The sequence below is a fragment of the Halorussus salilacus genome (assembly GCF_024138125.1).
Lineage (GTDB): Archaea > Halobacteriota > Halobacteria > Halobacteriales > Haladaptataceae > Halorussus > Halorussus salilacus.
Map to the genome: position 1 here is coordinate 1,909,987 of NZ_CP099993.1, position 26,850 is coordinate 1,936,836.

Annotated in this window: 23 protein-coding genes; 12 read left to right on the plus strand and 11 right to left on the minus strand. The window is 67.6% G+C overall.

Annotated features, from left to right (window positions below):
• The first annotated feature begins 66 nt into the window (after positions 1-66).
• Both NGM10_RS09860 and NGM10_RS09865 read left to right on the plus strand, forming a co-directional pair.
• Complete coding sequence (locus NGM10_RS09860; protein WP_253477989.1) at positions 67-615, plus strand: hypothetical protein; 549 nt, start codon at positions 67-69, stop codon at positions 613-615.
• The gene (locus NGM10_RS09865; RefSeq protein ID WP_253477992.1) at positions 615-2,048 is read left to right on the plus strand and encodes a globin-coupled sensor protein; all 1,434 of its coding nucleotides are present in this window, start codon (positions 615-617) and stop codon (positions 2,046-2,048) included. The genes NGM10_RS09860 and NGM10_RS09865 overlap by 1 nt, the downstream gene beginning before the upstream one ends.
• 30 nt (positions 2,049-2,078) lie before the next feature.
• Here NGM10_RS09865 and NGM10_RS09870 read toward each other — a convergent pair whose 3' ends face one another.
• Positions 2,079-2,903, minus strand: coding sequence for a TraB/GumN family protein (locus NGM10_RS09870; RefSeq protein WP_253477995.1), 825 nt, complete (start codon positions 2,901-2,903; stop codon positions 2,079-2,081).
• Positions 2,904-3,231: 328 nt separating this feature from the next.
• Here NGM10_RS09870 and ligA point away from each other — a divergent pair, with 328 nt between their 5' ends.
• Complete coding sequence (gene ligA / locus NGM10_RS09875; RefSeq protein ID WP_253477997.1) at positions 3,232-5,346, plus strand: NAD-dependent DNA ligase LigA; 2,115 nt, start codon at positions 3,232-3,234, stop codon at positions 5,344-5,346.
• A 107-nt stretch (positions 5,347-5,453) separates the two neighbouring features.
• Here ligA and NGM10_RS09880 read toward each other — a convergent pair whose 3' ends face one another.
• From NGM10_RS09880 to NGM10_RS09890, 3 genes are all read right to left on the minus strand, one after another.
• Entirely contained in the window at positions 5,454-6,344 is an 891-nt protein-coding gene (locus NGM10_RS09880; protein WP_253478000.1) for an ABC transporter permease subunit, read from the minus strand.
• Complete coding sequence (locus tag NGM10_RS09885) at positions 6,341-7,264, minus strand: ABC transporter ATP-binding protein (RefSeq protein WP_253478004.1); 924 nt, start codon at positions 7,262-7,264, stop codon at positions 6,341-6,343. Before NGM10_RS09885 ends, NGM10_RS09880 begins: the two co-directional genes overlap by 4 nt.
• Before the next feature lie 85 nt (positions 7,265-7,349).
• Positions 7,350-7,613 (minus strand): DUF7967 family protein, encoded by a 264-nt coding sequence (locus NGM10_RS09890; RefSeq protein WP_253478008.1) that lies wholly within the window; start codon positions 7,611-7,613, stop codon positions 7,350-7,352.
• Between the two features lie 207 nt (positions 7,614-7,820).
• Here NGM10_RS09890 and NGM10_RS09895 point away from each other — a divergent pair, with 207 nt between their 5' ends.
• Together NGM10_RS09895 and NGM10_RS09900 are read left to right on the plus strand one after the other, a co-directional pair.
• On the plus strand, positions 7,821-8,429 hold the full coding sequence (locus NGM10_RS09895; RefSeq protein ID WP_253478010.1) for a hypothetical protein: 609 nt from the start codon (positions 7,821-7,823) through the stop codon (positions 8,427-8,429).
• 9 nt (positions 8,430-8,438) lie between these two features.
• Positions 8,439-10,310 (plus strand): excinuclease ABC subunit C, encoded by a 1,872-nt coding sequence (locus NGM10_RS09900; RefSeq protein WP_253478012.1) that lies wholly within the window; start codon positions 8,439-8,441, stop codon positions 10,308-10,310.
• Here NGM10_RS09900 and NGM10_RS09905 read toward each other — a convergent pair.
• A complete protein-coding gene (locus tag NGM10_RS09905; RefSeq protein ID WP_253478014.1) occupies positions 10,307-10,630 on the minus strand; it encodes a hypothetical protein in 324 nt (107 codons plus the stop codon). The genes NGM10_RS09900 and NGM10_RS09905 overlap by 4 nt on opposite strands.
• 67 nt (positions 10,631-10,697) lie before the next feature.
• Here NGM10_RS09905 and NGM10_RS09910 point away from each other — a divergent pair, with 67 nt between their 5' ends.
• The 3 genes from NGM10_RS09910 (at position 10,698) to NGM10_RS09920 (ending at position 12,646) form a co-directional block, all read left to right on the plus strand.
• The gene (locus NGM10_RS09910; RefSeq protein WP_253478016.1) at positions 10,698-11,813 is read left to right on the plus strand and encodes an SPFH domain-containing protein; all 1,116 of its coding nucleotides are present in this window, start codon (positions 10,698-10,700) and stop codon (positions 11,811-11,813) included.
• 65 nt (positions 11,814-11,878) lie between these two features.
• On the plus strand, positions 11,879-12,418 hold the full coding sequence (locus tag NGM10_RS09915; RefSeq protein ID WP_253478019.1) for a type II toxin-antitoxin system death-on-curing family toxin: 540 nt from the start codon (positions 11,879-11,881) through the stop codon (positions 12,416-12,418).
• A 33-nt stretch (positions 12,419-12,451) separates the two neighbouring features.
• Positions 12,452-12,646 carry a hypothetical protein gene (locus NGM10_RS09920; RefSeq protein ID WP_253478021.1) on the plus strand — a complete coding sequence of 65 codons (195 nt, stop codon included), beginning with the start codon at positions 12,452-12,454 and terminating at the stop codon, positions 12,644-12,646.
• 27 nt (positions 12,647-12,673) lie between these two features.
• On the opposite strand, the gene uvrB is transcribed toward NGM10_RS09920, so the two are convergent.
• From uvrB to NGM10_RS09940, 4 genes are all read right to left on the minus strand, one after another.
• Positions 12,674-14,737 (minus strand): excinuclease ABC subunit UvrB, encoded by a 2,064-nt coding sequence (gene uvrB, locus NGM10_RS09925; protein WP_253478024.1) that lies wholly within the window; start codon positions 14,735-14,737, stop codon positions 12,674-12,676.
• A 348-nt stretch (positions 14,738-15,085) separates the two neighbouring features.
• A complete protein-coding gene (locus NGM10_RS09930; protein ID WP_253478027.1) occupies positions 15,086-15,814 on the minus strand; it encodes a hypothetical protein in 729 nt (242 codons plus the stop codon).
• 100 nt (positions 15,815-15,914) lie between these two features.
• Complete coding sequence (locus NGM10_RS09935; protein ID WP_253478030.1) at positions 15,915-16,547, minus strand: rubrerythrin family protein; 633 nt, start codon at positions 16,545-16,547, stop codon at positions 15,915-15,917.
• Positions 16,548-16,921: 374 nt separating this feature from the next.
• Positions 16,922-17,788, minus strand: a complete 867-nt coding sequence (locus tag NGM10_RS09940; RefSeq protein WP_253478033.1) for a sulfurtransferase — start codon at positions 17,786-17,788, stop codon at positions 16,922-16,924.
• A gap of 230 nt (positions 17,789-18,018) precedes the next feature.
• Between NGM10_RS09940 and NGM10_RS09945 the strand changes: the two genes are divergently transcribed.
• Entirely contained in the window at positions 18,019-18,852 is an 834-nt protein-coding gene (locus tag NGM10_RS09945; RefSeq protein WP_253478036.1) for a sulfurtransferase, read from the plus strand.
• A 3-nt stretch (positions 18,853-18,855) separates the two neighbouring features.
• Here the strand turns inward: NGM10_RS09945 and NGM10_RS09950 are convergent, their stop codons facing one another.
• On the minus strand, positions 18,856-19,986 hold the full coding sequence (locus NGM10_RS09950; protein ID WP_253478039.1) for an AI-2E family transporter: 1,131 nt from the start codon (positions 19,984-19,986) through the stop codon (positions 18,856-18,858).
• A gap of 208 nt (positions 19,987-20,194) precedes the next feature.
• Between NGM10_RS09950 and NGM10_RS09955 the strand changes: the two genes are divergently transcribed.
• The 3 genes from NGM10_RS09955 to NGM10_RS09965 all read left to right on the plus strand — a co-directional run bounded on the left by NGM10_RS09955 (position 20,195) and on the right by NGM10_RS09965 (position 24,420).
• A complete protein-coding gene (locus NGM10_RS09955; RefSeq protein ID WP_253478042.1) occupies positions 20,195-21,373 on the plus strand; it encodes a thiamine ABC transporter substrate-binding protein in 1,179 nt (392 codons plus the stop codon).
• Positions 21,374-21,380: 7 nt separating this feature from the next.
• Positions 21,381-23,168: an ABC transporter permease gene (locus tag NGM10_RS09960; protein ID WP_253478045.1), complete on the plus strand. Its 1,788-nt coding sequence runs from the start codon at positions 21,381-21,383 to the stop codon at positions 23,166-23,168.
• A gap of 196 nt (positions 23,169-23,364) precedes the next feature.
• On the plus strand, positions 23,365-24,420 hold the full coding sequence (locus NGM10_RS09965; RefSeq protein WP_253478048.1) for an ABC transporter ATP-binding protein: 1,056 nt from the start codon (positions 23,365-23,367) through the stop codon (positions 24,418-24,420).
• A gap of 39 nt (positions 24,421-24,459) precedes the next feature.
• On the opposite strand, the gene NGM10_RS09970 is transcribed toward NGM10_RS09965, so the two are convergent.
• Positions 24,460-26,814 carry an ATP-dependent DNA helicase gene (locus NGM10_RS09970; RefSeq protein ID WP_253478051.1) on the minus strand — a complete coding sequence of 785 codons (2,355 nt, stop codon included), beginning with the start codon at positions 26,812-26,814 and terminating at the stop codon, positions 24,460-24,462.
• Positions 26,815-26,850 lie beyond the last annotated feature (36 nt).

Genomic DNA, 26,850 nt, shown 5'->3' on the forward strand with positions numbered 1-26,850 from the left:
TTCATATTTGATATTTTCACTGATAAGTAAGAAAGCTATATGTCTCATCGATGAGGGAACGGTGACATGGTGCAGTTCGAAACGTTCGACGATGGCGTCGAGGCCAAGGGCCAGACGATCAAATCGATGTTGGCGGGTGCCGGTGACCTCTCTAGCGTCTTCGAGAAGCGGATGAACGAGATGCTCGCCGAGAACGGTATCGAGGACCTGCAGGCCGACGAGTGGTACTCGAATCAGGCGTATCTCGACTCGTTCGAAGCGGTCGCCGACTCGATTGGCGAACAGACGGTGGCGAACATCGGGAAGAAGATTCCCGAGAACGCCGAGTGGCCGCCGGGAATCGACTCGGTGAGCGCGGGCCTCGAATCCATCGACGACGCCTACCAGATGAACCACCGCGGCGGCGAAATCGGTTACTACGACTTCGAACTGACCGGCGACTCCGAGGGCGAGATCGCGTGCAAGAACCCGTATCCCTGTGCGATGGACGAGGGACTCGTCACCGCGGTCGCCGAGAAGTTCAGCGCCGAGGGCGCGCTGGTGGAGGTCGAGGAAGTTGGCGACTCCTGTCGGGCGTCGGGCGGCGAAGAGTGCGTCTACCGAGTCTCGTGGTAATGTCCGGTCACTCGGAACCACACGACGAGGCCGAGTTCGCTGGCGAGTTCGTCTCTGCCGAAGTCGAACCGCCCTCGACGCTCCTGTCGGTCTCTGACCGCGACGCCGACCGACTCCGAGGCGTGGACTTCGCGAGCGCCAGCGACGACGCGGTCGAAGCCCTGTACGAGGACATCGACGGCCCCGAAGTCGCCCCCGACGACTCGTACACGGTCGAAGAACTCAAGCGCGCACAGAAGGCGCAGTTGGCGTCTCTCGGGCGAGACGACGGCGACGAGGAGGCGGTGCTCCGCGACCGGATTCGTGGCGGTCAGCTCCACGCGATGGCCGACGTGCCGCTGGCCGACCACGTCGGCCTGTACGCGAAGCTTCACGACGCCATCGTCCCCGAACTCGTCTCACAGGTGGTCGGCGAGTACGACGATGAGAACGTCGCGAGCGCGGTCGAGGAGGTCGCAGACCTCATCGGGGCCGTGACTCGGGCGAGCATCCGCGACGTGCAACTCGCGGTCGACGCCTACGAGGCGACCGACGACGGGGGCGAGAGCGACGAAATCGCGGTCGAGGCGGCGTCGCTCCGCGAGACGCTCGAATCGGATGTCAGGCCCGCGGTCGAGGAACTCGGGATGGCGACCGGCGATATCGCGGAGAACGCCGACGAGATAAACGCGCTGACGGCCTCCCAGTCGCGGAAGATTCGCAAACTTAGCAACGAGACCGCCGACCTGAGCGCGACGACCGAGGAGATCGCGGCCAGCACCGAGCAGGTCAACACGGTCAGCGACCGCGCGGAGGCCCTCGCCGAAGACGGACTCGACCACTCCCGCGAGGCTATCGAGGAGATGCACCGGGTCGAGGACGCGCGGACGAGCGTCGAGTCGGACTTCGACGCCCTCCGCGAGAACGTCGAGCGGATCGACGACGTGGTCGCGGTCATCAACGACATCGCCGACCAGACCAACGTGCTGGCGCTCAACGCATCCATCGAGGCGGCCCGCGCTGGCGAGGCCGGGTCGGGGTTCGCCGTGGTCGCCGAGGAGGTCAAGGAACTCGCCGAGGAGACCCAGAGCCACGCCGACGACATCGAGACGATGATCGCCGAGGTCCAGCAGTACACCGACGACACGATGGAGAGCCTCGACGAGACCGGCGAGCGCGTCGAGCGCGGGGCCGAACGGGTCGAGAGCGCGATGGAGACGCTTCAGGAGGTCGGAGAGTCCATCGCGGAGGTGTCCCACGGCATCGACGAGGTCGCCGACGCGACCGACCAGCAGGCCGCGAGCGCCGAGGAGGTCGCAACGATGATAGACGAGGCCGCCTCGGAGATGTCGGACGTGTCGAGCGGCATGGAGACCATCACCGCCTCGAACGAGGAACTGTCGGCGCTGGTCAACGGGGTTCAGGTGGCGGTCGATTCGGAACTCGACGAGTAGTCTCCGCTTCGGCGTTCGATTCGCTTCGCTTCAGCGCTCGATTCGCTCGGCGACGGCGTCGAGGTGGTCGAGTCCGACGATAGCGACCGCGTCGCCCGCCGCGCGTAGCGACCGCAGGTTCTCGGCCATGCACTCCTCGCGGGTCTCGTCGCGGAGCCGGACGGAGGTCGGCGGGTCGAACGCCCGCGCGAACGACCGCGAGCGTTCGGCCTGCTCGCGCTCGTCGCGGGCCTGCTCGTTCGGCGGGTCGGCGCGCGTGCAGTCGTGCTCGACGGGCGCGTCGACCTCGACGCGGAGCGAGGTCCGGGCCGCAACCGTGGCCGCGATTCGACAGATCGCGGCGTGGCGGGTCACCGAGGCGAGTCCCGACGCCAGTCGCCGGACGGTCTCTACGTCGGCGCGTTCGTCCCAGCAGTTCCGGGCGAGTCGGGCGCAGAACTCGGGGGTCGGGGCGTCGATACCGACGAGGTCGGCGTCGCGCTCGCGCGCCGCGAGCGCGGCGGCGCTCATCTCGCCGCCGAACGACGGGGGAGAGCGAGCGCCTCGGGCGTACTCCCGGTAGAGCGCGAGCGCCAGCGGCGGCACTTCGAGCGCGACCGTCTCGGGGTCGCGCTCGCGCACGACGGCCCGCGCGCGGTACGCGCTCGCGGGGTGGTCGTGGACCACCCCGACGAGCGTCACGTCGCCCTCGGGGTGAGAGACCGTCCGGATGTACTCGCCGTTCATCCGGGGGTCGTCGGGAGCGTCGGACGGTTCGGAAGGGGTGTCTTCGAGGGCGTCGGTCGGTTCGGAGAGGTCGGGCGATGCGGTCGATTCGAGAGACGACGATTCGGGGGAGTCGGAGGGCGCAGACATCGACGTGAGCGCTGGTATCACGCACCCCTCATAGGCCTTCGGATTCGGGTGCGGCGAGTCGTTGATAACGGGTGTCGTACCGAGGCGATGTTCTCTGCTATCAGAACGAAGAACGCCGCGAAAGCCCCCGCTCGCTCGCGGTCGCTCAGCGGCATATCCGGCGCTCTCCGCACCGCCCGCGCCGAATATGTCGCTTAGACGACTGAAGTGAACGCGAGCGAGCGACCCCTTTCAGTCCCACCCCGAGGTCTCCGTCACCGAGCTACGCCCCTAAAAGCCGAGTTCGTCGTGACTGGGTTTTTACCGCGGAACGGACAAGACCCACCCAATGCCAGCGGCGACCCCGGACGAGAATCCCTACGTCGAGGACCCGCCGACGGAGTTCGAACCAATAGAGCGACTGTCGGAGGCCGAGGCCGACGAACAGGCCGAACTGCTCCGTGAGGCCATCCGGTACCACGACCACCGCTACTACGTCGAGAGCGACCCGGTAATCGCCGACCGGACCTACGACGCCCTCTTTACCCGGCTGCGGGACCTCGAAGACGCCTTCGACGTGGAGACGCCCGACAGTCCGACGCGACGGGTCGGCGGCGAACCCCTCGACGAACTCGGGACGGTCGAACACGTCGCGCCGATGCTCTCCATCGATTCGAGCGGCGACGCCGACGACGCCCGGGAGTTCGCCCGGCGGATGGAGCGAGAAGTGGGTGAGCACGTCGAGTACGTCTGCGAACCCAAGTTCGACGGCCTCTCGGTCGAAGTGGTCTACGAGGACGGCGAGTACGTCCGGGCCGCCACGCGCGGGGACGGCCACACGGGCGAGGACGTGACCGAGAACGTCCGGACCATCGGGAGCGTCCCCCACCGACTCCGGGGCGAGTACCCCGACTTCCTCGCGGTCCGGGGCGAGGTGTACATGCCCGAGGAGGCCTTCCGCGAGCACAACAGCGAGCGCGTCGAGCGCGGCGAGGACCCCTTCGCGAATCCCCGGAACGCGGCCGCGGGGAGCCTCCGCCAACTGGACCCCGGCGTGACCGCCGAGCGGCCGCTCGACGTGTTCTTCTTCGACGTGCTCGAAGTCCGTCGAACCGCAGGCGAGTCGTCGGACGAGTCCGACGACTCGCTCGCCCCAGCGCGGGAGTTCGACACCCACTGGGAGCAACACGAGACTCTGCCCGAGTGGGGCCTGAAGGTCAACGACCGGTCGGAGCGCACCGACGACATCGAGGACGCCATCGCGTACCGGGACCGCCTGATGGACGAGCGGGCCGACCTCGACTACGAGATAGACGGCGTCGTCATCAAGGTGAACGACCTCGACGCCTGCGAGCGACTCGGGACCACAGAGCGCGCCTACCGGTGGGCGTTCGCCTACAAATTCCCCGCTCGCGCCGAGGTCACGACCATCACGGACATCGTGGTGCAGGTGGGCCGGACCGGCCGCCTGACGCCGGTCGCCCTGCTCGAACCCGTGGACGTGGGCGGGGTCACCGTCTCGCGCGCCAGCCTCCACAACCCCGAGGAGATCGCCGAGATGGACGTGAACGTCGGCGACGAGGTCCGGGTCGAGCGCGCGGGCGATGTCATCCCCTACGTCGCGGAGGTCGTCGAGAAGCACGCCGAGGGCCACTACGAGTTCCCCGACCGGTGTCCGGTCTGTGACAGTCCGGTCGAGTTCGACGGCCCCATCGCCTACTGCACCGGGGGGCTGGCCTGCGACGCCCAGCTCCGGCGCGCCGTCGAGTACTACGCCAGCGACGACGGCCTCGACATCGAGGGCCTGGGCGGCGAGCGCGTCGACCAGCTTATCGAGGCCGGACTCGTCACCGACAGCCTCGCCGACCTCTACGACCTCCCGGGGAGGGAAGACGAACTCGCCGACCTCGACGGGTGGGGCGAGACCAGTGCGCAGAACCTCCTCAACGAACTGGAGGCGTCCAAGCGCCCCCGGCTCCGGGAGTTCCTCTCGGCCATCGGCATCCCGAAGGTCGGCCCCGCCACCGCCGCCGACCTCGCTCGCGAGTTCGGGAGCGTCGATGCGATTCGGACCGCCGACCGCGAGCAACTGGAGGCCGTCGAGGGCGTCGGCCCGAAAGTCGCCGCCCAGATCGCGGAGTTCTTCGACTCCGAGCAGAACGAGCAGGTCATCGACGACCTGCTCGACGCGGTCGGGCCCCTCGAAACCCCCGAGGAGGACGAGACGGGCGACGAACTGGCGGGGCTGACCTTCGTGTTCACCGGCGCACTCGACGGCTACACCCGCGACGAGGCCCAAGAGCTGGTCGAGCGCCACGGGGGCAACGCCACGAGTAGCGTCTCGGGCAACACCGACTACCTCGTGGTCGGCGAGGGCGCGGGGCAGACGAAGTTGGACGACGCCGAGGAACACGGCGTCGAGACGCTGGACGAGAAGGCGTTCGAGGCGCTTCTGGCCGAGTGAGGCATTCGCTGACGGCCGCCGCGCCGTCGCGGCGCGGCGGCCGTCGGCGGTCGGCGAAACCGGGAACCCGCGACTTCAGAGGTCGGCGAAATCGGGGAGCCGCGACTTCAGAGGTCGGCGTTCTCGAAGACCCAGTAGCCGACCGCGACCGGGACCAGTAGCCAGAGCAGGAGGTACGAGACGACGAACCCGTTCGATAGGTACACCGGGAGCGAGTCGCCGAACGCCTGAGCCGCGGCCTGCTGGCGCATGAAGCCGAACGTCATGACCCGCGACTGGACCGCAGATTCCAGCAGGAACGAGTCGATGAGCGTCTTGTACGCCTGCGTCGGATTCAGTAGCTTGAGCAACAGCACCAGTTCCATCTGGGTCTGTCCCGCCAGGTCCAGATACCTGTTGAGCAGGTTCACGGTCTGGTTCGCGAAGGAGTTCCAGAGGATGACGAACCAGAAGAAGAAGCCGATGACCGCGACCATCGCGCGCCGACCGGTGCTCGCGGCCGCCGAGATGCCGACCGACAGGCCGACGAACACGACGCCGAGAAGCACCGTCAGCACCGCGAACAGCGCGAAGTTAGCGAACTGGAAATCGAGCGACGTGAGCAGGATGACCACCGCCGCGACCGCGAAGCCGATGGCGATGGGCAGCGACAGCACGCCCGCCCGTCCGAGCACCTTGCCGAACACCACGTCCTCGCGGGAGTGGGGAAGCGAGAGCAGGAGCTTCAGCGACCCGGACTCGCGTTCCTGCGTGATGGAGGCGTAGGCGACCACGATGGCGATGAGCGGGATGAGGACCGAGGTCCCCTGCTTCATCAGGTAGACGAACGCGTCGGAGGTGCCGGATTCGCCCTGCGGCGGGGTCGCGCCCATCTCCAGGTAGAACACGAGGATGGGCGGGAGGGTGAACACCCCGACGAACAGCAGCGACAGCGCCCAGAGCCACTTCGAGCGCACCGCGTCCCGGAAGTCCTTCCGGGCGACGGCCTGCCACGTCATGCTTCCACCTCCTGTTCCTCGGCGGTGTACGCCATGAACAGGTCTTCGAGCGACGACTCCTCCATCTCGAAGTCCTCGACCTCCGCGCCCGCGGATTCGAGCGTCGTGATGACGGTCGCCTTCACGCCGCTGTCGCAGGTCACGCGGAGGCGGTGGTCCTCGCGCGAGACCTCGGTGACGCCGTCGATCTCCCGGAGGTCGGCGAGCGCGCCCTCGGGGACCGAATCGACCCGGACCTTCAGCACCGAGTCGCTTCCGGCGGCCTCCCGAAGCCCCTCGATGGAGTCCTCGGCGACCAGTTCGCCGCCGCGGAGGATGCCCACGCGGTCGCAGACCGCCTCGACCTGTCCGAGGATGTGGCTGGAGAAGAAGACGGTCGCACCGCGGTCGGCCTCCCGGCGCACGATGTCGCGCATCTGCTTCGCGCCGTTGGGGTCGAGTCCCGTGGAGGGTTCGTCGAGGATGAGGAGGTCGGGGTCGCCCACCAGCGCCATCCCGAGGACGAGTCGCTGGGCCATCCCCTTCGAGTAGCCTCCCGCCTTGCGGTCGCGGTCGGCCGGGTCGAGACCCACTCGGTCGAGGAGGGCGTCGGGGTCGGCGTCGACGCCCTTCGACTCGATGGCGAATTCGAGGTGCTGGCGTCCGGTCAGTCGGTCGTACACCGAGAACCCCTCGGGGAGGACGCCGAGGCGCTCGCGAACCGCGACGCTGTCGTCGTGGGCGTCGAGGCCCAGCACTCGTATCTCGCCCTCGGTCGGGCGAACGAAGTCCAGTAGCATGTTGATGGTCGTGGACTTGCCCGCGCCGTTCGGGCCGAGGAAGCCGAACACCTCGCCCTCCTCGACTTCGAGAGAGAGGTCCCGGACGGCGACCACGTCGCCGTACCGTTTCGTCACGTCGTCCAGTTCGATGGCGGCCATAGTTCCGCGTTTTGCCCCATCGTACGTAAACCCTTGTCTTGTCGCGTTGCGCGACGAACCACGTCTCGGGCTGTCCGATTCCCGACTACACCGCGTCGTCGGGGTCGTGTTCCTCGGCCATCCGGGCAACCTCCTCGGCGTACCGCCGACGGGTCTCGTCGTCGTCCACGGGTTCGAGGCTCTCGGGGTCGGCGGTGACGGCGGCGGTCACGCCGTCGGACTGGCGTAGCGCGTTCATCGACCGCTGTCGGTGGAGCGAGCGCTCGCCGTCGGGGGTGGCGTACACCAGCGAGACGAGTCCCTTGTCGGTGTAGGTGCGCTCGACCAGCCAGAGTCGCGTCTCGTCCATACCTCCACCAAGGGCGGGCCGGGGGTTGAATCCTCCGGGTCGTCGCCCGCCGGTCGTTTCTCTTCGCTGACACCGCCAGTAGTGTTAAGACGCAAAGCGGCGTACCGACTGACGAATGACTGAGTACGGGTGGCAGGCGCACGTGCAGTCTGGGGTACGGAGTATCAGTCGCGACCAGTTCACCGTCCGTCCGGCCACGAGGTGACCATGAGCCAGTCCCCGCTGTCTCAGGCAACGGACGACCGCCTGTCCAGCATGCTCTTCCAGGGCGAGGAGGTACGAGAGGAGCTCTCGGTCGACGGCGCGCGCGTCGCGGTCACGACCCATCGCGTGCTGGTGTTCACGCCCGACGGCGACGGACGCCGGTTCGACCACGCAGACCGGCCGAACGTGGTCGACGCGAGCGTCGAGACCACCGGCCGGGACTCGTACGTCTCGTGGGGGACCCGTATCGGCGTCTACGGCGCGGTGCTGCTCGGTGGCGGCGTCCTCCTGAAGGCCAGCGGCATCCTCGACCGGTTGGGCGGCGCGACCCCGCCGGAGAACGGCCCGGGCGCGAGCATCGCCGGGACGGTCGATTTCCTCCCGACCGTCCTCGGCGCGCTCACCGACGGCTTCCTGCTCGTCGGCGGACTGCTGTTGCTGGCCGCGGCGTCGCTGACCGCGCTCTATCTCGGCTCGCGCTCCCAGGAGCTCGTCATCGAGCGCGCGGGCCGCGAGCCGATGCGGGTTCCGCTCCACGGCGACGACGGCGAGGAGGTGGCCCGACGGCTCCGCTCCGCGATAGGAACAGGTTCAAAGCCGCAGAGCGACTAGTTCGCCCCGATGGATGGGGACGCGGTCCGGGAACGCGCGAACGAGCTACCGCGCGAGCCCGGAGTGTACCAGTTCGAGGACGGCGGGACCGTCGTCTACGTCGGGAAGGCGGTCGACATCCGGGACCGCGTGCGGTCGTACGCCGACCCGCGCGGGCGGCGCATCCGCCGGATGGTCGAGCGCGCCGACGCCATCGACTACTCGGTCACCGACACCGAGACCCAGGCGCTCCTGCTCGAAGCCAACCTCATCAAGCGGTTCCAGCCCCGGTACAACGTCCGGCTGAAGGACGACAAGTCCTACCCGCTCGTCCAGCTCACCGACCACGAGTACCCCCGCATCGAGATAACGCGGGACCCCGACCCCGAGGCGACCGCCAGACGCGGGGCGGGTCGCGGGTCGGGCGGCCGTCGCCGCGGGCCGCCCCGCGGCGACGGCGGTGCGGCCCGCGGCAACGGTGGTGCGGTCGCCGACTCCCCGAACACCCGCGGACCGCGGGTGTTCGGCCCCTTCACGAACAAGACGCGGGTCGAAATCGTGGTGAAGGCCCTCAGAGAGACCTACGGCGTGCGGGGGTGTTCGGACCACAAGTTCGCGAATCGCGACCGGCCCTGCCTCGACTACGACATCGGCCTCTGCACCGCGCCCTGCACGGGCGAGATCGACCGCGGGTCGTACGTCGCCGACGTTGAGTCCGTGGTCCGGTTCTTCGAGGGCGAGACCGGGGTGCTTGCCGACCCGCTCCGCCGGGAGATGGAGCGGGCCGCCAGCCAGCGGGAGTTCGAGCGCGCCGCCAATCTCCGCGACAGGCTCGACGCCGTCGAGGGCTTCCACGGCGGCGCTGGCGAGGCCGTCTCCAGCCGGGGGGACGAGCGCGCGGTGGACGTGCTGGGGGTCGCGCTCGAAGGCGACTCGGCGACGGTGGCGCGCCTCCACAGCGAGTCGGGCCAATTGGTCGAGCGCGAGCGCCACGCCGTGAGCGTGCCGGAGGGCGGCGACACCAATATCGACACCCGAACTGGCGCGGTCCTCTCGGCGTTCGTCCCGCAGTACTACGCCGAGCGCGACCTGCCCGACGCGCTCCTGTTCTCCGAACGCCCCGACGAGGAGGTCCTCGACTGGCTCGACGCCGAGGGGGTCTCGGCGCGGGTCCCCGGCGCGGGCCGGGAGGCGACCCTCGTCGACCTCGCGCTGAAGAACGCCCGGTGGGGCGCGAGCGAACCCGACGCGCTCGCGGCGCTCCGCGACGCCCTCGACCTCGACGCGGTTCCCCGGCGCATCGAGGGGTTCGACGTGAGCCACGCGCAGGGCTCGGCGGTCGTCGGGAGCGACGTCTCCTTCGAGGACGGGTCGGCCGACAAGTCGGGCTACCGGCGAAAGAAGCTCGACGACCGCAACGACGACTACGCCAACATGTACGACCTCGTTCGGTGGCGGGCCGACCGCGCCGTCGAGGGCAGGGACGACCGGCCGGACCCCGACCTGCTTCTCATCGACGGCGGCGCGGGCCAGCTCTCGGCCGCCCGCGAGGCGCTCGCCGACGCCGGGTGGGACGTGCCCGCGGTCGCGCTCGCCAAGGACGAGGAGCTCGTCGTCACGCCCCGGGGAACGTACGACTGGCCGAGCGACGCCGCCCACCTCCACGTCCTCCAGCGCGTCCGCGACGAGGCCCACCGGTTCGCGGTCCGGTATCACCAGACGGTCCGGGACGACGTCTCGACCGAACTCGACAACGTGCCCGGAATCGGACCCGAGACGCGCCGGAGGCTCCTCCGGCGCTTCGGGAGCGTCGAGGGAGTTCGGGAGGCGTCGGTGGCGGAGTTGCGCGAGGTCGAGGGGGTCGGCGAGAAGACCGCCGAGACCCTGCAATCGCGGCTCTAATCGACCTCCAGTCGCTCGCGCGTTCGCCCCGACCACCCCACCACCAGCGCGACGGCCAGCAGGACCGCGAGTCCGAGCAGGAACGGCGACTGCAACAGCGCCAGCACGACCATCCCGACCGTCGCCGCCAGCGACGCCCGATAGCGCTCCGTCCAGATGCCGACGGCGCCTCCCGTCGCGAGGGCGAGCGCGAGCAGGTACGCGAGCAGTCCCTCCCCACCGAACCCGCCTCGGACGAGGACGTACCCGCCGACCAGCAGGAGGACGAGGACCACTGCGACCGCGAAGCCGCGGGCGAGGGCCGAGCGCACGTTCGCCATATTCCCTCGTCGCTTCCCAGTGACATAAACGTCAACCGTTAAGCCCGTGGGGCGTCGTGTAACTGATATGAACGGCCCCTTCTACGAACTGGGGCGGCTCACCTCGGGGGTGGACCGCTCGACGGTCGCGGTCGTCGGAGCGGTCGTGGTCGGCCTCCTCGTCGCTCTCCCGTACCTCGACGCCGTGACGGCGGTCGGCCTGCTCGTACTGGGGCTCGCGGCCGCGCTCCTCTCCAGCGCCGTGGAGATCGTCGGGGCCTACGAGAAGCGGGCGCTCACCGTGTTCGGCGAGTACCGGGGCCTGCTCCAACCGGGACTCAACGTCGTCCCGCCGCTGGTCAGCGCGACCCACACCTTCGACATGCGGACCCAGACGCTCGACGTTCCCCCGCAGGAGGCCATCACGCGGGACAACTCGCCCGTGACCGCCGACGCGGTCATCTTCGTCCGGGTGATGGACGCCGAGAAGGCGTATCTGGAGGTCGAGGACTACCGCGACGCGGTGGCGAACCTCGCCCAGACCACCCTCCGGGCCGTGGTCGGCGACATGGACCTCGACGACACCCTGCGCCAGCGGGCCGAGATAAACGCCCGCATCCACGAGGAGCTCGACCCCCAGACCGACCAGTGGGGCGTCCGGGTCGAGGCCGTCGAGGTCCAGTCGGTGATGCCCACGCCGACCGTCGTGAGTGCGATGGAACAGCAGACCGCGGCCGAGCGCCGCCGCCGCGCGATGATTCTCGAAGCGCAGGGCGAGCGCCGCAGCGCCATCGAGAGGGCTCAAGGCGACAAGCAGTCGGACATCATCCGCGCGCAGGGCGAGAAGCGGAGTCAGGTGCTGGAGGCCCAAGGCGACGCGGTCTCGACGGTTCTGCGGGCGCGCTCGGCCGAGTCGATGGGCGAGCGCGCGGTCCTCGACAAGGGCATGGAGACGCTGGACGCCATCGGGCAGGGCGACTCGACGACGTTCGTCCTCCCGCAGGAACTCTCGTCGCTGGTGGGCCGATACGGCAAGCACCTGACCGGGAGCGACGTGAAGGTCGACGGCGAGGTGCTGGAGAGCAGGGAGTTCGACGCCGAGACCGAGGAGTGGCTGGGGCTGGACGACGTGGACGAGATGCTGGCGGAGTTGGACGACGTGGACGATGAGACCGCGATAACCAAACAGTCGCAAACCGAATGATATCCCGTCCTGGTTTCGTCGTCATACTGGGATTTAAAATAGTTCCGTTCGTCGGATGAGCCAGGATGACCGAGGATGAAGACGAGGTCGACATTGAAGCCCGTTATGACCCGTCCTATTCTTATCCTACTGTCGAGGAGATCATCGATATTCACGGCGACATCATCGAAGACGATCCCAACGCCGAACCCGGTCTGAAAAACCGCGGTGACTTAGAGTACGCCATCGACCACATCGAACACGGCCACTTCGGAGAAGGTCCCGAAACCCTCCACGAGAAGGCCTATCAGCTTATGCGGCTCATCGCCGCCAATCATCCGTTTGTAGACGGAAACAAGCGCACAGCCCTCGCTACTACTGTCTATTTCTACTTCTGGAACGGATACGAACTGGAGTATCAAGCGGAACTGGAAGCGATGCTTATTCTCATCTCGATTCGCGAAGACTTCATCAATCCCGAAACCGCGGTGGAGTACCTCGAGGGCATCGCCGAAGAGTTCGAAATCGGGCACGTTCTGAACCTCTTTGAAGGTCTGGATTTACTTACGGAGGTCGCCGAGAACATGGGGAACGAGTCTGAGGAAGAGGATGGCCGGTCCCCATAGTTTATGCCCGACAACCGAGTAGATAGGCTCACGATGAGTACCGATGACCTCGAAGTCTCGCCGGAGGGCCTCTCCCGCGAAGAACTACTGCACGCTCTCAAGACCGGCGAGATCACGATTCAGGAGGTCCGAGAGAACGAAGCGCTCCGCCAGCAGGTCCGCCAGCTTATCGTGAAACGGGACATGGAAAAGCACCGCGAAATCTACGACCGCCTTGCTGAGGTTTAGTAACGCGGTCAGTTTCTCCTCCGTTTCTCAGAACTCCCCTTTCGGCTCCGGCACCCCGTCGCCCTCCACGTCCACGTCCACCTCGAACTCCTCCCGGAGGTCCCGAATCCTGTCCCGGATGTCGGCCGCCAGCTCGAACTCCAGATTGCTCGCGGCCTCGTTCATGCGCTCCTCTAGCTCCTCGATGCGCCGGGCGGCCTCGTCGTCGGTCTCGGGTTCACCCGAGGTGACGCCGGAGGTGTCGGTCTTGCTCCCCGGGAGGTTGGCCTCCGAGACCTCCTTGTCGATGGTGGTCGCCTCGAAGCCGTGTTCGTCGTTGTACTCGCGCTGAATCTCGCGGCGGCGCTGGGTCTCCCCGATGGCGGCCGCCATCGCGTCGGTGGTCTCGTCGGCGTAGAGGACGACCTCGCCGTTGACGTTCCGGGCCGCGCGGCCCATCGTCTGAACGAGCGACGTTTCGGACCTGAGGAATCCCTGCTGGTCGGCGTCGAGGATGGCGACGAGGCTCACCTCCGGGATGTCGAGGCCCTCTCGGAGGAGATTGATGCCCACCAGCACGTCGAACTCGCCGAGGCGGAGGCCTCGGACGAGTTCGTGGCGTTCGAGGGTGTCGGTCTCGTCGTGCATGTACTCGACCGCGACGCCCGCCTCTTCGAGGTACTCGGTGAGGTCCTCGGCCATGCGCTTGGTGAGGGTGGTCACGAGCACGCGCTCGTCGCGGTCGGTCCGGGCGTCGATGCGGTCCATCAGGTCGTCTATCTGGCCCGAGGCGTCCGTGACCTCGACCTTCGGGTCCACGAGGTGGGTCGGCCGGACGATCTGCTCGACGATCTGGTCGCTGTGTTCGCGCTCGTAATCGGCCGGGGTCGCCGAGACGTAGAGGGTCCGGTCGGTCTTCTCCTCGAACTCCTCGAACGAGAGCGGGCGGTTGTCGTAGGCGGTCGGAAGCCGGAAGCCGTTGCCGACCAGCGACTCCTTGCGTGACTTGTCGCCCGCGAGCTGGCCCTTTATCTGGGGGACGGTCTGGTGGGACTCGTCGATGACCGTCAAGAAGTCGTCGGGGAAGTAATCGAGCAGGGTGTAAGGCGCGTCGCCCACCTCGCGGTCCGAGAGGTAGACCGAGTAGTTCTCGATGCCCGAGCAGTAGCCCGCCTCGCGCATCATTTCGAGGTCGAAGGTCGTGCGCTCCTCGATGCGCTGGGCCGCGACGAGGTCGTCGTTGCGCTCGAAGTACCGGATGCGGTCGTCGAGGTCGTCCTCGATCTCGGCGATGGCCTCCTCCATCGTCTGCTCGGGGATGGAGTAGTGTTCCCCGGGGTGGACGAGGACCGCCGACTCCCGGGACACCACTTCGCCTTCGAGGGGGTCTACCTTCATCATCCGGTCTATCTCGTCGCCCCACAGCTCGACCCGCACGGCGTACCGGCCGTACATCGGGAATATCTCGACGGTGTCCCCGCGCACCCGGAACGTGCCCTGCGTGAAGTCCACGTCGTTGCGCTCGTAGTTGAGGTCCACCAGCTTGGCGAGGAGTTCGTCGCGCCCGACCTCGTCGCCGACTTCGAGACGGAGGCTCATCTCCTCGTAGTTTCGCGGGTCGCCCAGACCGTAGATGGCCGAGACGGACGCCACGACGATTACGTCCTCGCGCGTGAGGAGCGACCGGGTCGCCGAGTGCCTGAGTCGGTCTATCTCCTCGTTGATGGAGGCGTCCTTCTCGATGTACTTGTCGGTCTGCTCGACGTAGGCCTCGGGCTGGTAGTAGTCGTAGTAGGAGACGAAGTACTCGACCGCGTTGTCGGGAAACAGATTTCGGAACTCCTCGTACAACTGGGCGGCCAGCGTCTTGTTGTGGGCGATGACGAGGGTCGGCATCTCGATTTCCTCGACGACCCACGAGACGGTGTTGGTCTTGCCCGACCCCGTCACCCCCAGCAGGGTCTGTTTGTCCATGCCCGAGTCGAACCCCGCCGCGAGCTGTTCGATGGCCTCGGGCTGGTCGCCCGCCGGGTCGAAGGGCGCATCGACCCGGAAGTCGCTCTCGGCCTCGGGTCTGTCGGGCGAAAGCGGCCCGGAGTCGGCGTCGCTCATTGTGGAGCGAGGTAGGGATTCGAGCTACTAAACGGTCTCGTCGCGGGCTCAGTCGTTGAGTGTATACGGAAGGCGCGGGGCCTCGGCTACGACTCACCAGTGAACGTCGGACGAGACGTAAAAAGGGTCAGTCAAATCGCTGTGAGACCCAACCGACGAGGCGGCGGCCGAGTCTCGGACTGTGTGCGAGCGTCTCACCCTCAAAGGTGAGGGTTTTCTCGTTATTCCCAGCGTTCGCGTACCGCTTTCTCGCCCGAGGCGTATTCGCGGCATCCGCTGGCTTTCGGCTCATACATACACATGTCGTGTGTATTGTATATAAATGGTGGGATTGCAATCGGCCACATCTTAGAAAACTTGGGAAAGAACAGCCACCGCGAGAAGGCCAAAGTAAGAGCCATATCGGATACTTTTCGGAAGTTCACCAACCAACGCAGAAGCAACACCGAGCGAGAGAAAGACGACGGCAGAAATCATCAGCAGAATAGTGAACGTGATGAGGACGGTGTTCCGGAAAATCGTCTTCCTATTGGATTTAATCCACCGTGCGTAACTGTCAATCATCGTATCGTGGACCGCTTTATCGGTCAAATCTTGATTTTTCGCAGTTCGTATATCGGTGCTCGAAACTCCCGCTTCGATACTGGAAGACGTGTACGTAACACCAGCGAGTGCGATTGACCCAACGAGACATCCGATTCCGAGAGCGATATGCGGCGTGTAGAACTCCGCGATTTCATCAACCAATTCATATTGTACGGCAAACGAGAGTGCAGGGACGATAAGACCGAGTAGTATAGTATTGAATCGTAACGTCTTGGTTGCTTTCTGGTCTATCTCTCGAATCCAGTCCACCTGTCCTTCAACAGTCCTGTGAGCCTCCTCCTGCATCGTACGGTTTCTGTACCACGAATCAGGATAGTGTGGAGGCCTTGTGCTGGTAGCACCAACTCGTTCGAGAAGTTCCGAACTCCATTCCCTACGGCGTGTAGACACGTCATCGATTCGAATGCCATCTCTCTCGGTGTCTCCGTTCTCGGACTCCTCCGTATCCCTACGACTCTCGCTCCCTGCCATGATAAAAACGTGTTTATTTTCTAAGAATATGCAACGGAAAGTATTAAAACACGTCGAAAGCGTCTTGAAGGCGTTATTTCTGACCCGCAAACGAGATGGCTCAACACACCGGCTTCGGATTCACCCCCATTCCCTCCAACGTTTCCGTGTACTCGTCGTACGCCGCCTGAATCGCTCCGCTCGCGACCTCCAGCGCGCGCTCGTAGTCCTCGTCGCTCTCGCAGACCTCCGCCAGTAGCTCCGTACCGCGCTCGATCTGGCCCTCCAAGTCCCCGCCTAAATCGCGGAACACCTGCGCGGTCTGGGGGTCGGCCTGCCCGACGAAGAAGCCGACCATCTGGGCCTTGGACTTCTCGCTGGCGAGCGTGCGCCCGAGGAACCCACCGACGCGACCCGCGTCGTCCTCGATGCCGCGCAGGTACTCGTGGATGGCCGGAGTGTCGCTCGGTTCGTGGTCCGAATCGAGCTTCCCGACGACCTGCTCGTAGTGGTCGCGCTCCTGTGCGGCGAACTCGGCGAAAGCCTCGCGGACCGCCTCCGCGGCGTCCCCGTCGTCGGCCCACTTCTGGAACGTCTCGCTCGCGGCGTGTTCGGCCTCAGCGGCCGCGCGGAACACGGCGTCGGGGTCCATCTCGCCCTCGGTCTCGGCGTACAGCGACTTCGAGGAGCCGAGACGCGAGAGCGCGGTCTCGTTGTCGTCGCGGACTGCGTCGAGGAACTCGTCCGGGTTCATGCGTGGGGGTACGTCGGGGGGCGGTTTGTAAGTAGCGACGGCGGCGAGAAAACAGCGGGACGTGTGCCGACGGAACCGCGTCCAGCATCGTCGCGAAGAATGGCTCGAAAGCCCCCGCTTGCTCGACTCCCGCGGCTCGCTGTGCGCTTCAGTCGCTCACGCCGTTCGCTCCTTCCAGTGCTTGCGTCGCCGGGGTTCGCCGAGCAAGCGGCCCCTTTCAGTCCCGCCCGCGGTGGCTGGTGTCACCGGCTGTTTCCCGGTGGCTGGTGTCGCCGGGTGTTTCCGGTGGCTGGTGTCACCGGCCACGTCCGGCGGCCGGTCGGGGCTCCATCTCGGGGGTCTCGGTGCGACGCGAAAAGAACGTTGGATGTGGTCTATTCGCCGCTTCCGGTCTCAATCGGGGCGTCCACGAGGTTGCCCCACTCGGTCCACGACCCGTCGTAGTTGACGGCGTCCTCGTAGCCCAGCAGTTCGTGGAGCGCGAACCACGCGACCGACGAGCGCTCGCCGATGCGGCAGTACGCGACCGTGGTTCCCTCGCCGTCGATGCCCTCCTCGGCGTAGAGCTCTTCGAGCTCGTCGCGGGTCTTGAAGGTGCCGTCGTCGTTCGTCACGGCGGCCCACGAGATGTTCTTCGCGCCCGGGATGTGGCCGCCGCGCTGGGCGGTCTCCTGAAGTCCCGGCGGGGCCAGCACCTCGCCGCTGTACTCCTCGGGCGAGCGGACGTCGACGAGCGGGACGCCGCGGTCGATGGCCTTCTCCACGTCGTCGCGGTACGCCCGGATGGACTCGCGGGGACCGCCCGCCTCGTAGCTCTGCTCGGAGAACTCCGGCACCTCGTCGGTGGTCGGGTAGTCGTTCTCGACCCAGTACTCGCGGCCGCCGTCGAGCAGGCGCACGTCGTCGTGGCCGTAGTACTTGAACTGCCAGTAGGCGTAGGCCGCGAACCAGTTGGAGTTGTCGCCGTACAGCACGACCGTCGAGTCCTCGGTGATGCCGTGGCTCCCCAGCAGGTCCTCGAAGTCGTCCTTTTCGAGGATGTCGCGCTGGGTCTGGTCCTGCAGTTGGGTCTCCCAGTTGAAGCCGATGGCACCCGGCGCGTGGGCCTCGTCGTAGGCCTCGGTGTCTACGTCCACTTCCACGAGTCGGTACTCGGGGTCGTCGCTCTGGAACTCGTCGAGGTGGTCTTCGGCCCAGTCGGCGGAGACGACCACGTCGTTGGCGTACTCTGTGTCGCTCATACGCCATACCCTACGGTCCCCACACGTTATATCCTTGGCACTCAGGAAGGTTCCGCCATGTGTCGCCCCTTCCGGAAAGGATTGCCGGTGTACGAGCGGGTTCGGGTCTCCCGGCCGAGTCGGCAAGGTCCTGTCGGCCGAGTTCCGGAAATAACTGCCGGTGTCTGCGAGACGCCGCGAAACCTCCCGGAACCGGACACCTATACTGCCAGCGCCCCTACGCCGAGGTGATGAACGAGAACGTCGTAGTGAGCGCCGAGTGGCTCGCCGAGCGCCTCGACGAGGTCCGCGTCGTCGACGTGCGCGAGGCGTGGGAGTACGACGGCATCGGCCACGTTCCGGGAGCGGTCAACATCCCCTTCGAGGAGTTCCGGAGCGCGAGCGACGAGGAGAGCGCGGAACCACGTTCCGCGGAAACGTCGAGCGGGCAGGTCCCGCGAGACGCTGGCATGCTCCCGGGCGAACAGCGGTGGGCCGACCTGCTCGGCGACGCGGGTATCTCGGCCGACGACACCGTGGTCGCCTACGACGACACCCACGGCGTGTTCGCCGCGCGCTTCCTCGTGACCGCCGAACTGTACGGCCACGAGGACCTCCGCCTGCTCGACGGCGACTACAGCTCGTGGATGCGCGAGCGCGAGACCTCGACCGAGGCCCCGACCGTCGAGCCGACGACCTACGAGACCCGAGAGCCGACCGACTCGCCCCTCGTGGACCGCGAGCGCGTCGAGAGCGCCGTCGACGACCCCGACGCCGTCCTCGTGGACACCCGCGAGGACTGGGAGTTCGCGGAGGGTCACATCCCCGGCGCGGTCAATCTCGACTGGCGCGAACTGGTGGACGACGAGACCCGCGGCCTGAAACCGCGCGCGGAACTGGAGTCGATTCTGGAGTCCCACGCCATCATACCCGACAAGCGAATCGTCCTCTACTGCAACACCGCCCGGCGAATCAGCCACACCTACGTCGTGCTCTCGTGGCTGGGCTATCCGAATCTGGAGTTCTACGAGGGGAGCCTGACCGAGTGGGAGGACGCGGGCGGGGCCATCGAGACCGGGGAGTGACGCCTATCGGCGCGTTTTCGACGGCTTCCCTTTCCCGGTAGTTTCGCCGTCCTCGCTCCCGGCGTCTCGCGCTTCGTGGTCTCCCCCGCTCCTTCCGCCGCCGTGGTCACCGCCGTTCGCGCCGTCGATTTCGCTTCCGTCTCCCTTCCCGTTACCGTTCACCTCGGCGGCCAGCATGTCGGCGGCCTCCACGAGCAGCGCCACCACCAGCGGTCCCGCGATGAACCCCACCGGCCCGAGGCTGAGCAGGCCGCCCGTGAAGCCGACGAAGTAGAGGCTCCCCGGTAGCCCCGCGGTCTGGCGGGCGAGGCGCGTCCGGATGACCGCGTCGGGTAGCCAGCCGACGAGGACCGCGCCCAGCACGCCCACGAGGACCGCGGCGGTCACGTCGCCCACGCTCACCTGATAGGCCGCCAGCGCGGCGACCAGCACCGACGGGCCGACGATGGGGAGGAACTGGAGGAACCCCGACAGCAACGCCAGCGTGACGAAGAGGTCGTAGCCCAGCAGCGAGAAGACCGGTAGCGCGACGAGGAAGGTGGCGAAGGCGGTCGCGGCCTGTAGCACGTAGATGGCGAACAGCGTCGCGCGGGTCCGCTCGTGGAACGCCGAGGCGACGGGCCGGTACTCGTGAGGGACCGGCGCGAGCAGGGCCTTGCGGGCCTGCTCGCGTCGCAACAGCAGTGCGAACACCACCAGCGCGAACAGCGTGACCTTGAGCGCGAGCACGGGTGCGGCGCGGGCGACCCGGAGCGCAACGTCCGTGAGGTTCTCGCGGAGGAACCCGGTCAGAATGCTCGCGTCGGCGCTGTAGACCATTCCGAGGACCTCGACCGTGACGCTGTCCGGGAAGTCCCGCAGAACCGCCAGCAGTTCGGTCTGGCGTCGGTAGATGAGGAAGACGAACGAGGCGAACAGCGCGACGACGCCGACGAACGCGACCCCGGTCGCGGCGGCGCTGGCCCACCACGGGGGGATGCCGCGGTCGACCAGTTCCTCGTGGAGCGGCGTGAGGACGTACGCGACCGTGATGGCGAAGAAGACGGTACCGAGCACGTCGAACAGCACCGCCGACGCGAGCAGACCCAGCGCCGCCAGTATCGCGGCCAACACCCGCTGTCGGTTCGCGGACATAGGCCGGGAATCGAACCCCGGGAGGAAAATCCTTCGGACATCCCGCGGGTCCGACGCGACGCTCGGGGCCCAGCGGTCAGACGTCGCGTGTCGGGCCGCCCCGGGGCGGCCCGACACGCGACTGGGAATCCCGCGAAGCGGTCGCTCGGGCAGGCCGCCGACGCCGACACCACGCCAATTAAGTATTACTGGATGCAACCACCGGGTAATGGACCGACGAACATTCCTCAAGAGCGGAGCGGCGGGGGGCCTGCTCGGCCTCGCTGGCTGTCTCGGCAGCGACGACGCGGGCCAGCAGGACACCACCGAGGAGACGGCCGAAACCGCGACCACCGAGGAGACGACGACGGAGGGGACCGAGACGACTGCGGAGGAGACCGACGAGGAGACGACCGAAGCCGACGAGGGCCTCAGCGGCACGCTGACGGTCGCCACCTACGGTTCGTTCGTGGACGCGCCGAGTTCCGCGCCCGGCCCGTGGCTCAAGGAGACCTTCGAGGAGCGCCATCCCGACGTGACCGTCGAGTGGGCGACGCCGGACAACGAGATGAACTACTACATCCAGCGCGCCCAGCAGGGCGTGGACATCGACGCCGACCTGTACGTGGGCATCAACGTCGACCACCTCATCCGCATCGACGAACAGCTCGGCGACGGGGGACTGTTCGCATCGAGCGTCGACGCGCTGGAGCACTACGACCACGTCGAGGACGACCTCAAGTTCGACCCCCAGCAACGCGCGGTTCCCTACGACACGGGCTACATCAGCCTCGTCTACGACGGCACCGAGGTCGAGGACCCCGAGACGTTCGACGCGCTGACGACCGACGAGTACGCGGGCGACCTCATCGTCCAGAACGCCCAGAGCGCCGCGACCGGACGGGCGTTCCTGCTGTGGACCATCCACAACCGCGGCGAGGAGAATTACCTCGACTACTGGGAGCAGTTGGTCGACAACGACGTGCGCATCCTCGGGTCGTGGGACGACGCCTACACCGCGTGGGACGAGGGCGAGGCCCCGATGGTGGTCTCGTACTCGACCGACCAGGTGTACGCCAACCGCGAGGGGGCGGACCTCGACGAGCACCAGGTCTCGTTCCTCGACGGGCAGGGGTACGCCAACCCCGAGGGGATGGCGCGGTTCGCAGACGCGCCGAACCCCGAACTCGCCGAGGCGTTCATGGACTTCGTGCTCTCGGCGGAGGCCCAGGGCGAGATCGCGATGCGGAACGTCCAGTTCCCCGCGACCGACTGGGCCGAACTCAGCGAGGAGTTCGAGGAGTACGCCAAGGTGCCCGACGACCCCGTGACGTTCACCTACGAGGAGCTACAGGGCAACGTCGACGAGTGGGTCGATACGTGGGCGCGCCAGATCGCGGGCAAGTGACCCGGCCGTGACCCGAGACGGGGCCCTCGCGCTCGGCGAGGCGGTCGGCGAGCGTCTCGAACGCCGCGCGTTGGCGGTCCTCGGGGTCGCGACCGCGCTCGTCCTCGCGGTCCTGTTCTACTACCCTGTCCTCACCGTCTTCGCCGACGCGCTCCGAACCGGCGGCGAGTGGACCCTCGGCGTGGTTCGGGCGGTGTTCACCGACCCCTTCTACTTCGGCGTGCTCGCGCCGCTGTTCGAGGGCGACCTCGCCGGGGTCGGCGAGGTCGCCGAGTCCACGCCGCTGGGACTGTTCGGGTTCACCGCGTATCAGGCCGCGCTCTCGACTGTCGCCAGCGTCCTGCTCGGCCTGCCCGGGGCCTACGTCCTCTCGCGCTACGAGTTCCCGGGCAGGCGGACGATTCGGTCGCTCACCATCGTCCCGTTCGTCCTCCCCTCCATCATGGTCGCCATCGGCTTCTACGCGTTCTTCGGGACGAACGGCCTGTTCAACGACCTGCTCGCCGTGCTGGGAATCGGCCGCGTCACCGTGCTGGGGACCCTCGAAGCCATCGTGGTCGCCCACGCCTTCTACAACGCACCCCTCGTCGCGCGCGTCACGACCGCGGCGTGGGAGAGCGTCGACGCCCGGACGGTCGAGACCGCCCGGAGCCTCGGCGCGAACCCCTACCGGGCGTTTGTGGACGTGCTCGCGCCCCAGCTCCTGCCCGCGGTCCTCACGGGCGCGCTCCTGACCTTCGTGTTCACGTTCATGTCGTTTCCCATCGTGCTCGCGCTCGGTGGCTTCGAGCTCGCCACCGTGGAGGTGTGGATATACGCGCTGGTCCAGCAGCTCGACTACGCCGAGGCCGCCACGCTCGCGGTCGTCGAGACCGCGATATCGCTCGGGCTGACCTACGCCTACCTCCGGTACGAGGCCCGGCAGGCGGGCGGCCGCGCGGCGAACCCCCCCGCCCGCAAGCGCCTGCTCCCCGACGACTTCTCCCCGTTCGCGGCCCTCGAACGAGCGGGCGTCGTCGCCTACGCGCTCGTGGTCGCGGTCGTCTTCCTCGGCCCCCTCCTCAGTATGGTCACCGAGAGCCTCACCGGCCCGCAGGGGTTCACGCTCCGGTACTACGAGTTCCTCGTCGAGCGACAGGCCACCGGCGCGGACTTCCAGACCAAACCCGGCGTGGCGGTCCGAAACTCCCTGCTGTTCGGCGCGGCCACCCTGCTCGTCGCGCTCCCGATGGGCGTCACCATCTCGGTGCTCACGACCCGGGGCCGCCGGGGGAGCAAGCTCGCCGACGCCGCGGCGATGGCCCCGCTCGCGGTCAGCGGCGTGGTCGTCGGTCTCGGGATGTTGCGAGGGCTGGTCTTCGGCGTCGAACTCTGGGGCCACCGAATTCAGGTCGCGGGCACCAGCGCCATCGTCGCGGCCCACGCGGTCGCGGCCTACCCCTTCGTCGTCCGGAACGTCTCGCCCCTGCTCGCGAGCGTCGACCGCTCGATGGTCGAGTCGGCGCGCGCGCTCGGCGCGACCCGGGTGCGCGCCCTGCTCGACGTGGAACTCCCGCTGGTCGCGTCGGGCGTGGCGGCGGGCGCGGCGTTCGCGTTCGCCATCAGCATCGGCGAGTTCGATTCGACGGTGATTTTGGCGACCGGAAGCTCTAGCTACACGATGCCGGTCGCCGTCGAGCGCTACATCGGAAATCGCACCCTCGGCCCGGCCACCGCGATGGGCACGGTCCTGCTCGCGGTGACCAGCCTCAGTTTCGTCGTCATCGACCGCCTCGGGGGGAGGTGGGAGGCGTGAGACGGTCGACCTGTTCGACCGTCGAAGGCCTCCGGAGAATGGGAGGCGTGAGACGGTCGACCTGTTCGACCGTCGAAGGCCTCCGGAGAATGGGAGGCCTCCGGGCCTCCCACCGGGAGCCCCGGAGGCCTCCAGAAAGAGGAGGCGTGAGGCGCTCGCCCTGCGAGCGCCTCACGCCCCCGAGGAGGTGGGAGGCGTGACCGACCTCCACCTCTCGGGGGTTTCGAAGTCCTTCGGCGGCGTCACCGCGCTCCGGGACGTGAGCCTCGACATCGAGGACGGCGAGTTCTTCACGCTGGTCGGTCCCTCGGGGTGTGGCAAGACCACGACCCTCCGGGCAATCGCGGGCTTCGAGACCCTCGACAGGGGGTCGGTCGGGTTCGGCGACCGCGAGATGTCGGGAGTCGCGCCCGAGGACCGCGACGTGGGCGTCGTGTTCCAGACCTACGCGCTGTTCCCGCACATGACCGTCGCGGAGAACGTCGCCTACGGCCTGCGGTTCCGCGACCCGCCCGAGGGGAAGACGCGAGACGAGCGCGTGGCCGAACTCCTCGAACTGGTCGACCTCGAAGGATTCGGCGAGCGCGACCCCGACGAACTCTCGGGCGGCCAGCGCCAGCGCGTCGCGCTGGCGCGGGCGCTCGCGCCGGGCCCGGCGGTCCTCCTGCTCGACGAACCCATGAGCGCGCTCGACGCCCGACTCCGCCAGCGCCTCCGGACGCAGGTCAAGGCCATCCAGTCGGAGTTGGACATCACCACCGTCTACGTCACCCACGACCAGGAGGAGGCGCTGGCGGTGAGCGACCGCGTGGCGGTGATGAACGACGGCCGAATCGAGCAGGTCGGCGCACCCGAGGCGGTGTACCGGCGGCCCGCGACCCGGTTCGTCGCGGAGTTCCTCGGCGACAACAACGTCTTCGAGGGCGAGGCCCGCGACGGCGGGGTGTGGGTCGCCGGGACCCGCTTCGACGTGGCGGGACTCGACGCGCCCGAGGGCGCGTCGGTCACGTTCTCGGTCCGGCCCGAGGACCTCCGTCGCGCAACCCCCCGCAACGCCGTCGAGGCGACCGTCGAGGCGGTCGAGTTCCTCGGCGAGTCGTTCCGCGTGCATCTGGACTGGGAGGGTCGCGAGGTGGCCCTCCGAATTCCGGAGCGTCCCGACGAGGACGTTCTCCGGGTGGGGTTCGACCCCGAGGACGCCCACGTCGTCGGCGTCGAGCGCGCCGAGCGCGCGCTCGACGCGTCCCGGTAGCGGCGGCTTGGCCCCTCGGCCCGGCGTTCTTCTCGGAACTCAGTCCCGGTCGCGCCAGAACCGCTCCAGACCGAGCGAGAGCATGTCGGGGCTGACGGGCTGGAACTCCTCGCGCTCGCTCTCGGGGAGGTATCCGCGGACGCTGTCCCACGACTCGCGGGCGTATCTCGAATCCACGAGGACGCGGACCCCGACCTCTTCGGGCCCGCGGATCACCCGCCCGAGGGCCTGTCTCGCCTTCCGGACCGCCGGGACGGTCAGCGCGTACTCGAACCCGTCTCCGAACGCGCGGTCGTAGGCGGTCCGAACCGCTTTCGTCCGGGGGCTCGCGGTGTTGATGATGGGGACGCCACACACCACCGCGGCACGGAGCCTGTCGCCCTCGTAGTCGACCCCCTCGGTGAGGGTGCCCCGGAGGCTGGTCACGAGGACCTTCGACCCGCCGCCGAAGAACTCGGCCTTGAGGTCCTCGGTGGCGTCGTCGGCGCTGCTCTCGTCCAACAGGACCGGCTTCTCCACCCGGGGGTTCTCCCGGAGGCGCTCGGCGGCCCACTCGGCCTCGGCGTAGTTGGGCATCCCCACGAGGACGTTGCCGGGCGTCTCGGTCGCTACCTCGCGTAGCGCGTCGGCGTACATCCGCCTCGTCTGTGACTCCTCGTCCGGCCCGCCCCGATTCTCGTAGGTGAATTTGGGCGCATCGACCGCGAAGCTCTCGCGGTTGTCCCCCGGGAAGTTCAGGCCGTAGGTCCGCTCGACCACGGGGCGTCCCTCCTCGCGTTCGAGGTGATTGAGACCCGTCACCTCCTCGAACACGTCCAGCGGTTCGAGGGTCGCGCTCATCAGTATCCCGCCGCCGAACTCCCCCAACTGCTCGCCGATGGCGTCGCTGGGCACGCAGTTCTGCATCGCGAACCGGGCGTTGTAGGCCCGCCGCCACGAGTCGCGGGGCTCTTTCTCGTTCCACGTCCGTTCGAGCACGATTTCGCGGAAGTAGCGTTCGTGGTCGTTGCGGTACCACTCGCCCAGCACGCGGCCCGCCGCGGGGGCCGCGCGCTCTTTCTCCTCGTCTTCGGCCTCGTTCAGGATGCGGGCGACGACCGCGCCCACGGCTTCGGCGCGCACCCAGACGCCGTCGTGGTACCCCCTGCCCGCCGCCCACTCGGATATCTCGTCCTCCTGGGGCTGGGTCGGCGGACGAAGGGGAATCTCGTCGTCGGGGAGGTCGGCGAGGGCCGACTTCCAGCCCCGGTGCTCGCGTTCGAGGTGGGCGGTGACCCGCCGGTCGAGTTCCTCTCGGAGGTCCCGGACGAACTCGCGGGTCTCTTCGAGTTCGGTGAGGCTCACGTCGCTGTCTCCGAGTTCCCCGCGAACGAGGTCGGCGTCGGCAGTGGTCTGGCCCTCCTTTCCCTCGAACTTCAGCGGCTGGATGACCTGACTGAGTTCCGACTCGGCGTCCCGAAGCGTCTTGTCGGCCACCGCGTCGCTCACGAGGTCCCGGACCCGCGGTTCGAGCATGTGGGCCTCGTCGCAGACCACGAACGTCGAGTCGTCGAGCAGGGCCCCCGTGAAGGTCCCGGCCGTCACGGGGTCGAACGCGTGATAATAATTTCCGACCACGACCTCGGCGTGACCCAGAATCGCGCCCATCATCGAGTGGGGGCAGGTGCCGTGCTGGACCGACAGCGCGACCAGTTGCTCGGGGTCGATGAGTCCCATCCCGTCGAAGTCGAACGGCACCGCCTCCACGGCGTCGCCGTCGTCGGGCACGTCTTCGAGGAACTGGGCGTAGAACGGGCAGTACTCCAGATTGTCGTACTCGGGCATCTCCGGCGGGTAGGGGGTCGGCTCGTCGGCGGTTTCGAGGAACCGCGCGGCGGCCCGGCCCTGCGAGCCGGAGTCGGCCAGCCCGGTCTGCTGGCTCCGGGCGCGCGAGACGAGGTTCTGGGCGGTCGTCGAACCGCCCTCGCCCGTAATCGCCCGGGTGTCCTCGCGGAGGGTCTCACACCGCTCGTAGACGTTGCCGTCGTCGATTCCGCCCGCGTTCTCGCGGTTGTAGGGACACACGTCGGCCTTCCCCACGAGGGTCAGGCCCGTGACGGGGGTCCAGTCGTCGGGGAGGGTCGCGTTGACGGTCCGGAGGTCCTGTTCGAACTGCCGGAGCTGTTGCTTGACGCTGGTGAGCACGACCACGCGCTCGAAGTCGCTGTCGGGGTCCCGGACGAGGTCGACGCCCGCGGTCAGCGCCAGCATGGTCTTGCCGGTGCCGCAGGCTCCCTCGACGACGGTGAAGCCGCCGTCGCGGGCGGTCTCGATGGCGGTCTCGATGCCGTCGACCTGCTCGTCGTAGGGGTCGTCGTGGCCGAAGATGTCGCGCCACGAATCGTCGGAGGTCACTGGCGCGGGGTTGGTCGGCTTCGGCTTTGAACGTTT

What these genes read in the sequence shown, in the direction of transcription:
- NGM10_RS09860 (WP_253477989.1), top strand. Translation starts at nt 67, where the DNA reads ATGGTGCAGTTCGAAACGTTCGACGATGGCGTCGAGGCCAAGGGCCAG.
- NGM10_RS09865 (WP_253477992.1), top strand. Translation starts at nt 615, where the DNA reads ATGTCCGGTCACTCGGAACCACACGACGAGGCCGAGTTCGCTGGCGAG.
- NGM10_RS09870 (WP_253477995.1), bottom strand. Translation starts at nt 2,903, where the DNA reads ATGTCTGCGCCCTCCGACTCCCCCGAATCGTCGTCTCTCGAATCGACC.
- ligA (WP_253477997.1), top strand. Translation starts at nt 3,232, where the DNA reads ATGCCAGCGGCGACCCCGGACGAGAATCCCTACGTCGAGGACCCGCCG.
- NGM10_RS09880 (WP_253478000.1), bottom strand. Translation starts at nt 6,344, where the DNA reads ATGACGTGGCAGGCCGTCGCCCGGAAGGACTTCCGGGACGCGGTGCGC.
- NGM10_RS09885 (WP_253478004.1), bottom strand. Translation starts at nt 7,264, where the DNA reads ATGGCCGCCATCGAACTGGACGACGTGACGAAACGGTACGGCGACGTG.
- NGM10_RS09890 (WP_253478008.1), bottom strand. Translation starts at nt 7,613, where the DNA reads ATGGACGAGACGCGACTCTGGCTGGTCGAGCGCACCTACACCGACAAG.
- NGM10_RS09895 (WP_253478010.1), top strand. Translation starts at nt 7,821, where the DNA reads ATGAGCCAGTCCCCGCTGTCTCAGGCAACGGACGACCGCCTGTCCAGC.
- NGM10_RS09900 (WP_253478012.1), top strand. Translation starts at nt 8,439, where the DNA reads ATGGATGGGGACGCGGTCCGGGAACGCGCGAACGAGCTACCGCGCGAG.
- NGM10_RS09905 (WP_253478014.1), bottom strand. Translation starts at nt 10,630, where the DNA reads ATGGCGAACGTGCGCTCGGCCCTCGCCCGCGGCTTCGCGGTCGCAGTG.
- NGM10_RS09910 (WP_253478016.1), top strand. Translation starts at nt 10,698, where the DNA reads ATGAACGGCCCCTTCTACGAACTGGGGCGGCTCACCTCGGGGGTGGAC.
- NGM10_RS09915 (WP_253478019.1), top strand. Translation starts at nt 11,879, where the DNA reads ATGACCGAGGATGAAGACGAGGTCGACATTGAAGCCCGTTATGACCCG.
- NGM10_RS09920 (WP_253478021.1), top strand. Translation starts at nt 12,452, where the DNA reads ATGAGTACCGATGACCTCGAAGTCTCGCCGGAGGGCCTCTCCCGCGAA.
- uvrB (WP_253478024.1), bottom strand. Translation starts at nt 14,737, where the DNA reads ATGAGCGACGCCGACTCCGGGCCGCTTTCGCCCGACAGACCCGAGGCC.
- NGM10_RS09930 (WP_253478027.1), bottom strand. Translation starts at nt 15,814, where the DNA reads ATGGCAGGGAGCGAGAGTCGTAGGGATACGGAGGAGTCCGAGAACGGA.
- NGM10_RS09935 (WP_253478030.1), bottom strand. Translation starts at nt 16,547, where the DNA reads ATGAACCCGGACGAGTTCCTCGACGCAGTCCGCGACGACAACGAGACC.
- NGM10_RS09940 (WP_253478033.1), bottom strand. Translation starts at nt 17,788, where the DNA reads ATGAGCGACACAGAGTACGCCAACGACGTGGTCGTCTCCGCCGACTGG.
- NGM10_RS09945 (WP_253478036.1), top strand. Translation starts at nt 18,019, where the DNA reads ATGAACGAGAACGTCGTAGTGAGCGCCGAGTGGCTCGCCGAGCGCCTC.
- NGM10_RS09950 (WP_253478039.1), bottom strand. Translation starts at nt 19,986, where the DNA reads ATGTCCGCGAACCGACAGCGGGTGTTGGCCGCGATACTGGCGGCGCTG.
- NGM10_RS09955 (WP_253478042.1), top strand. Translation starts at nt 20,195, where the DNA reads ATGGACCGACGAACATTCCTCAAGAGCGGAGCGGCGGGGGGCCTGCTC.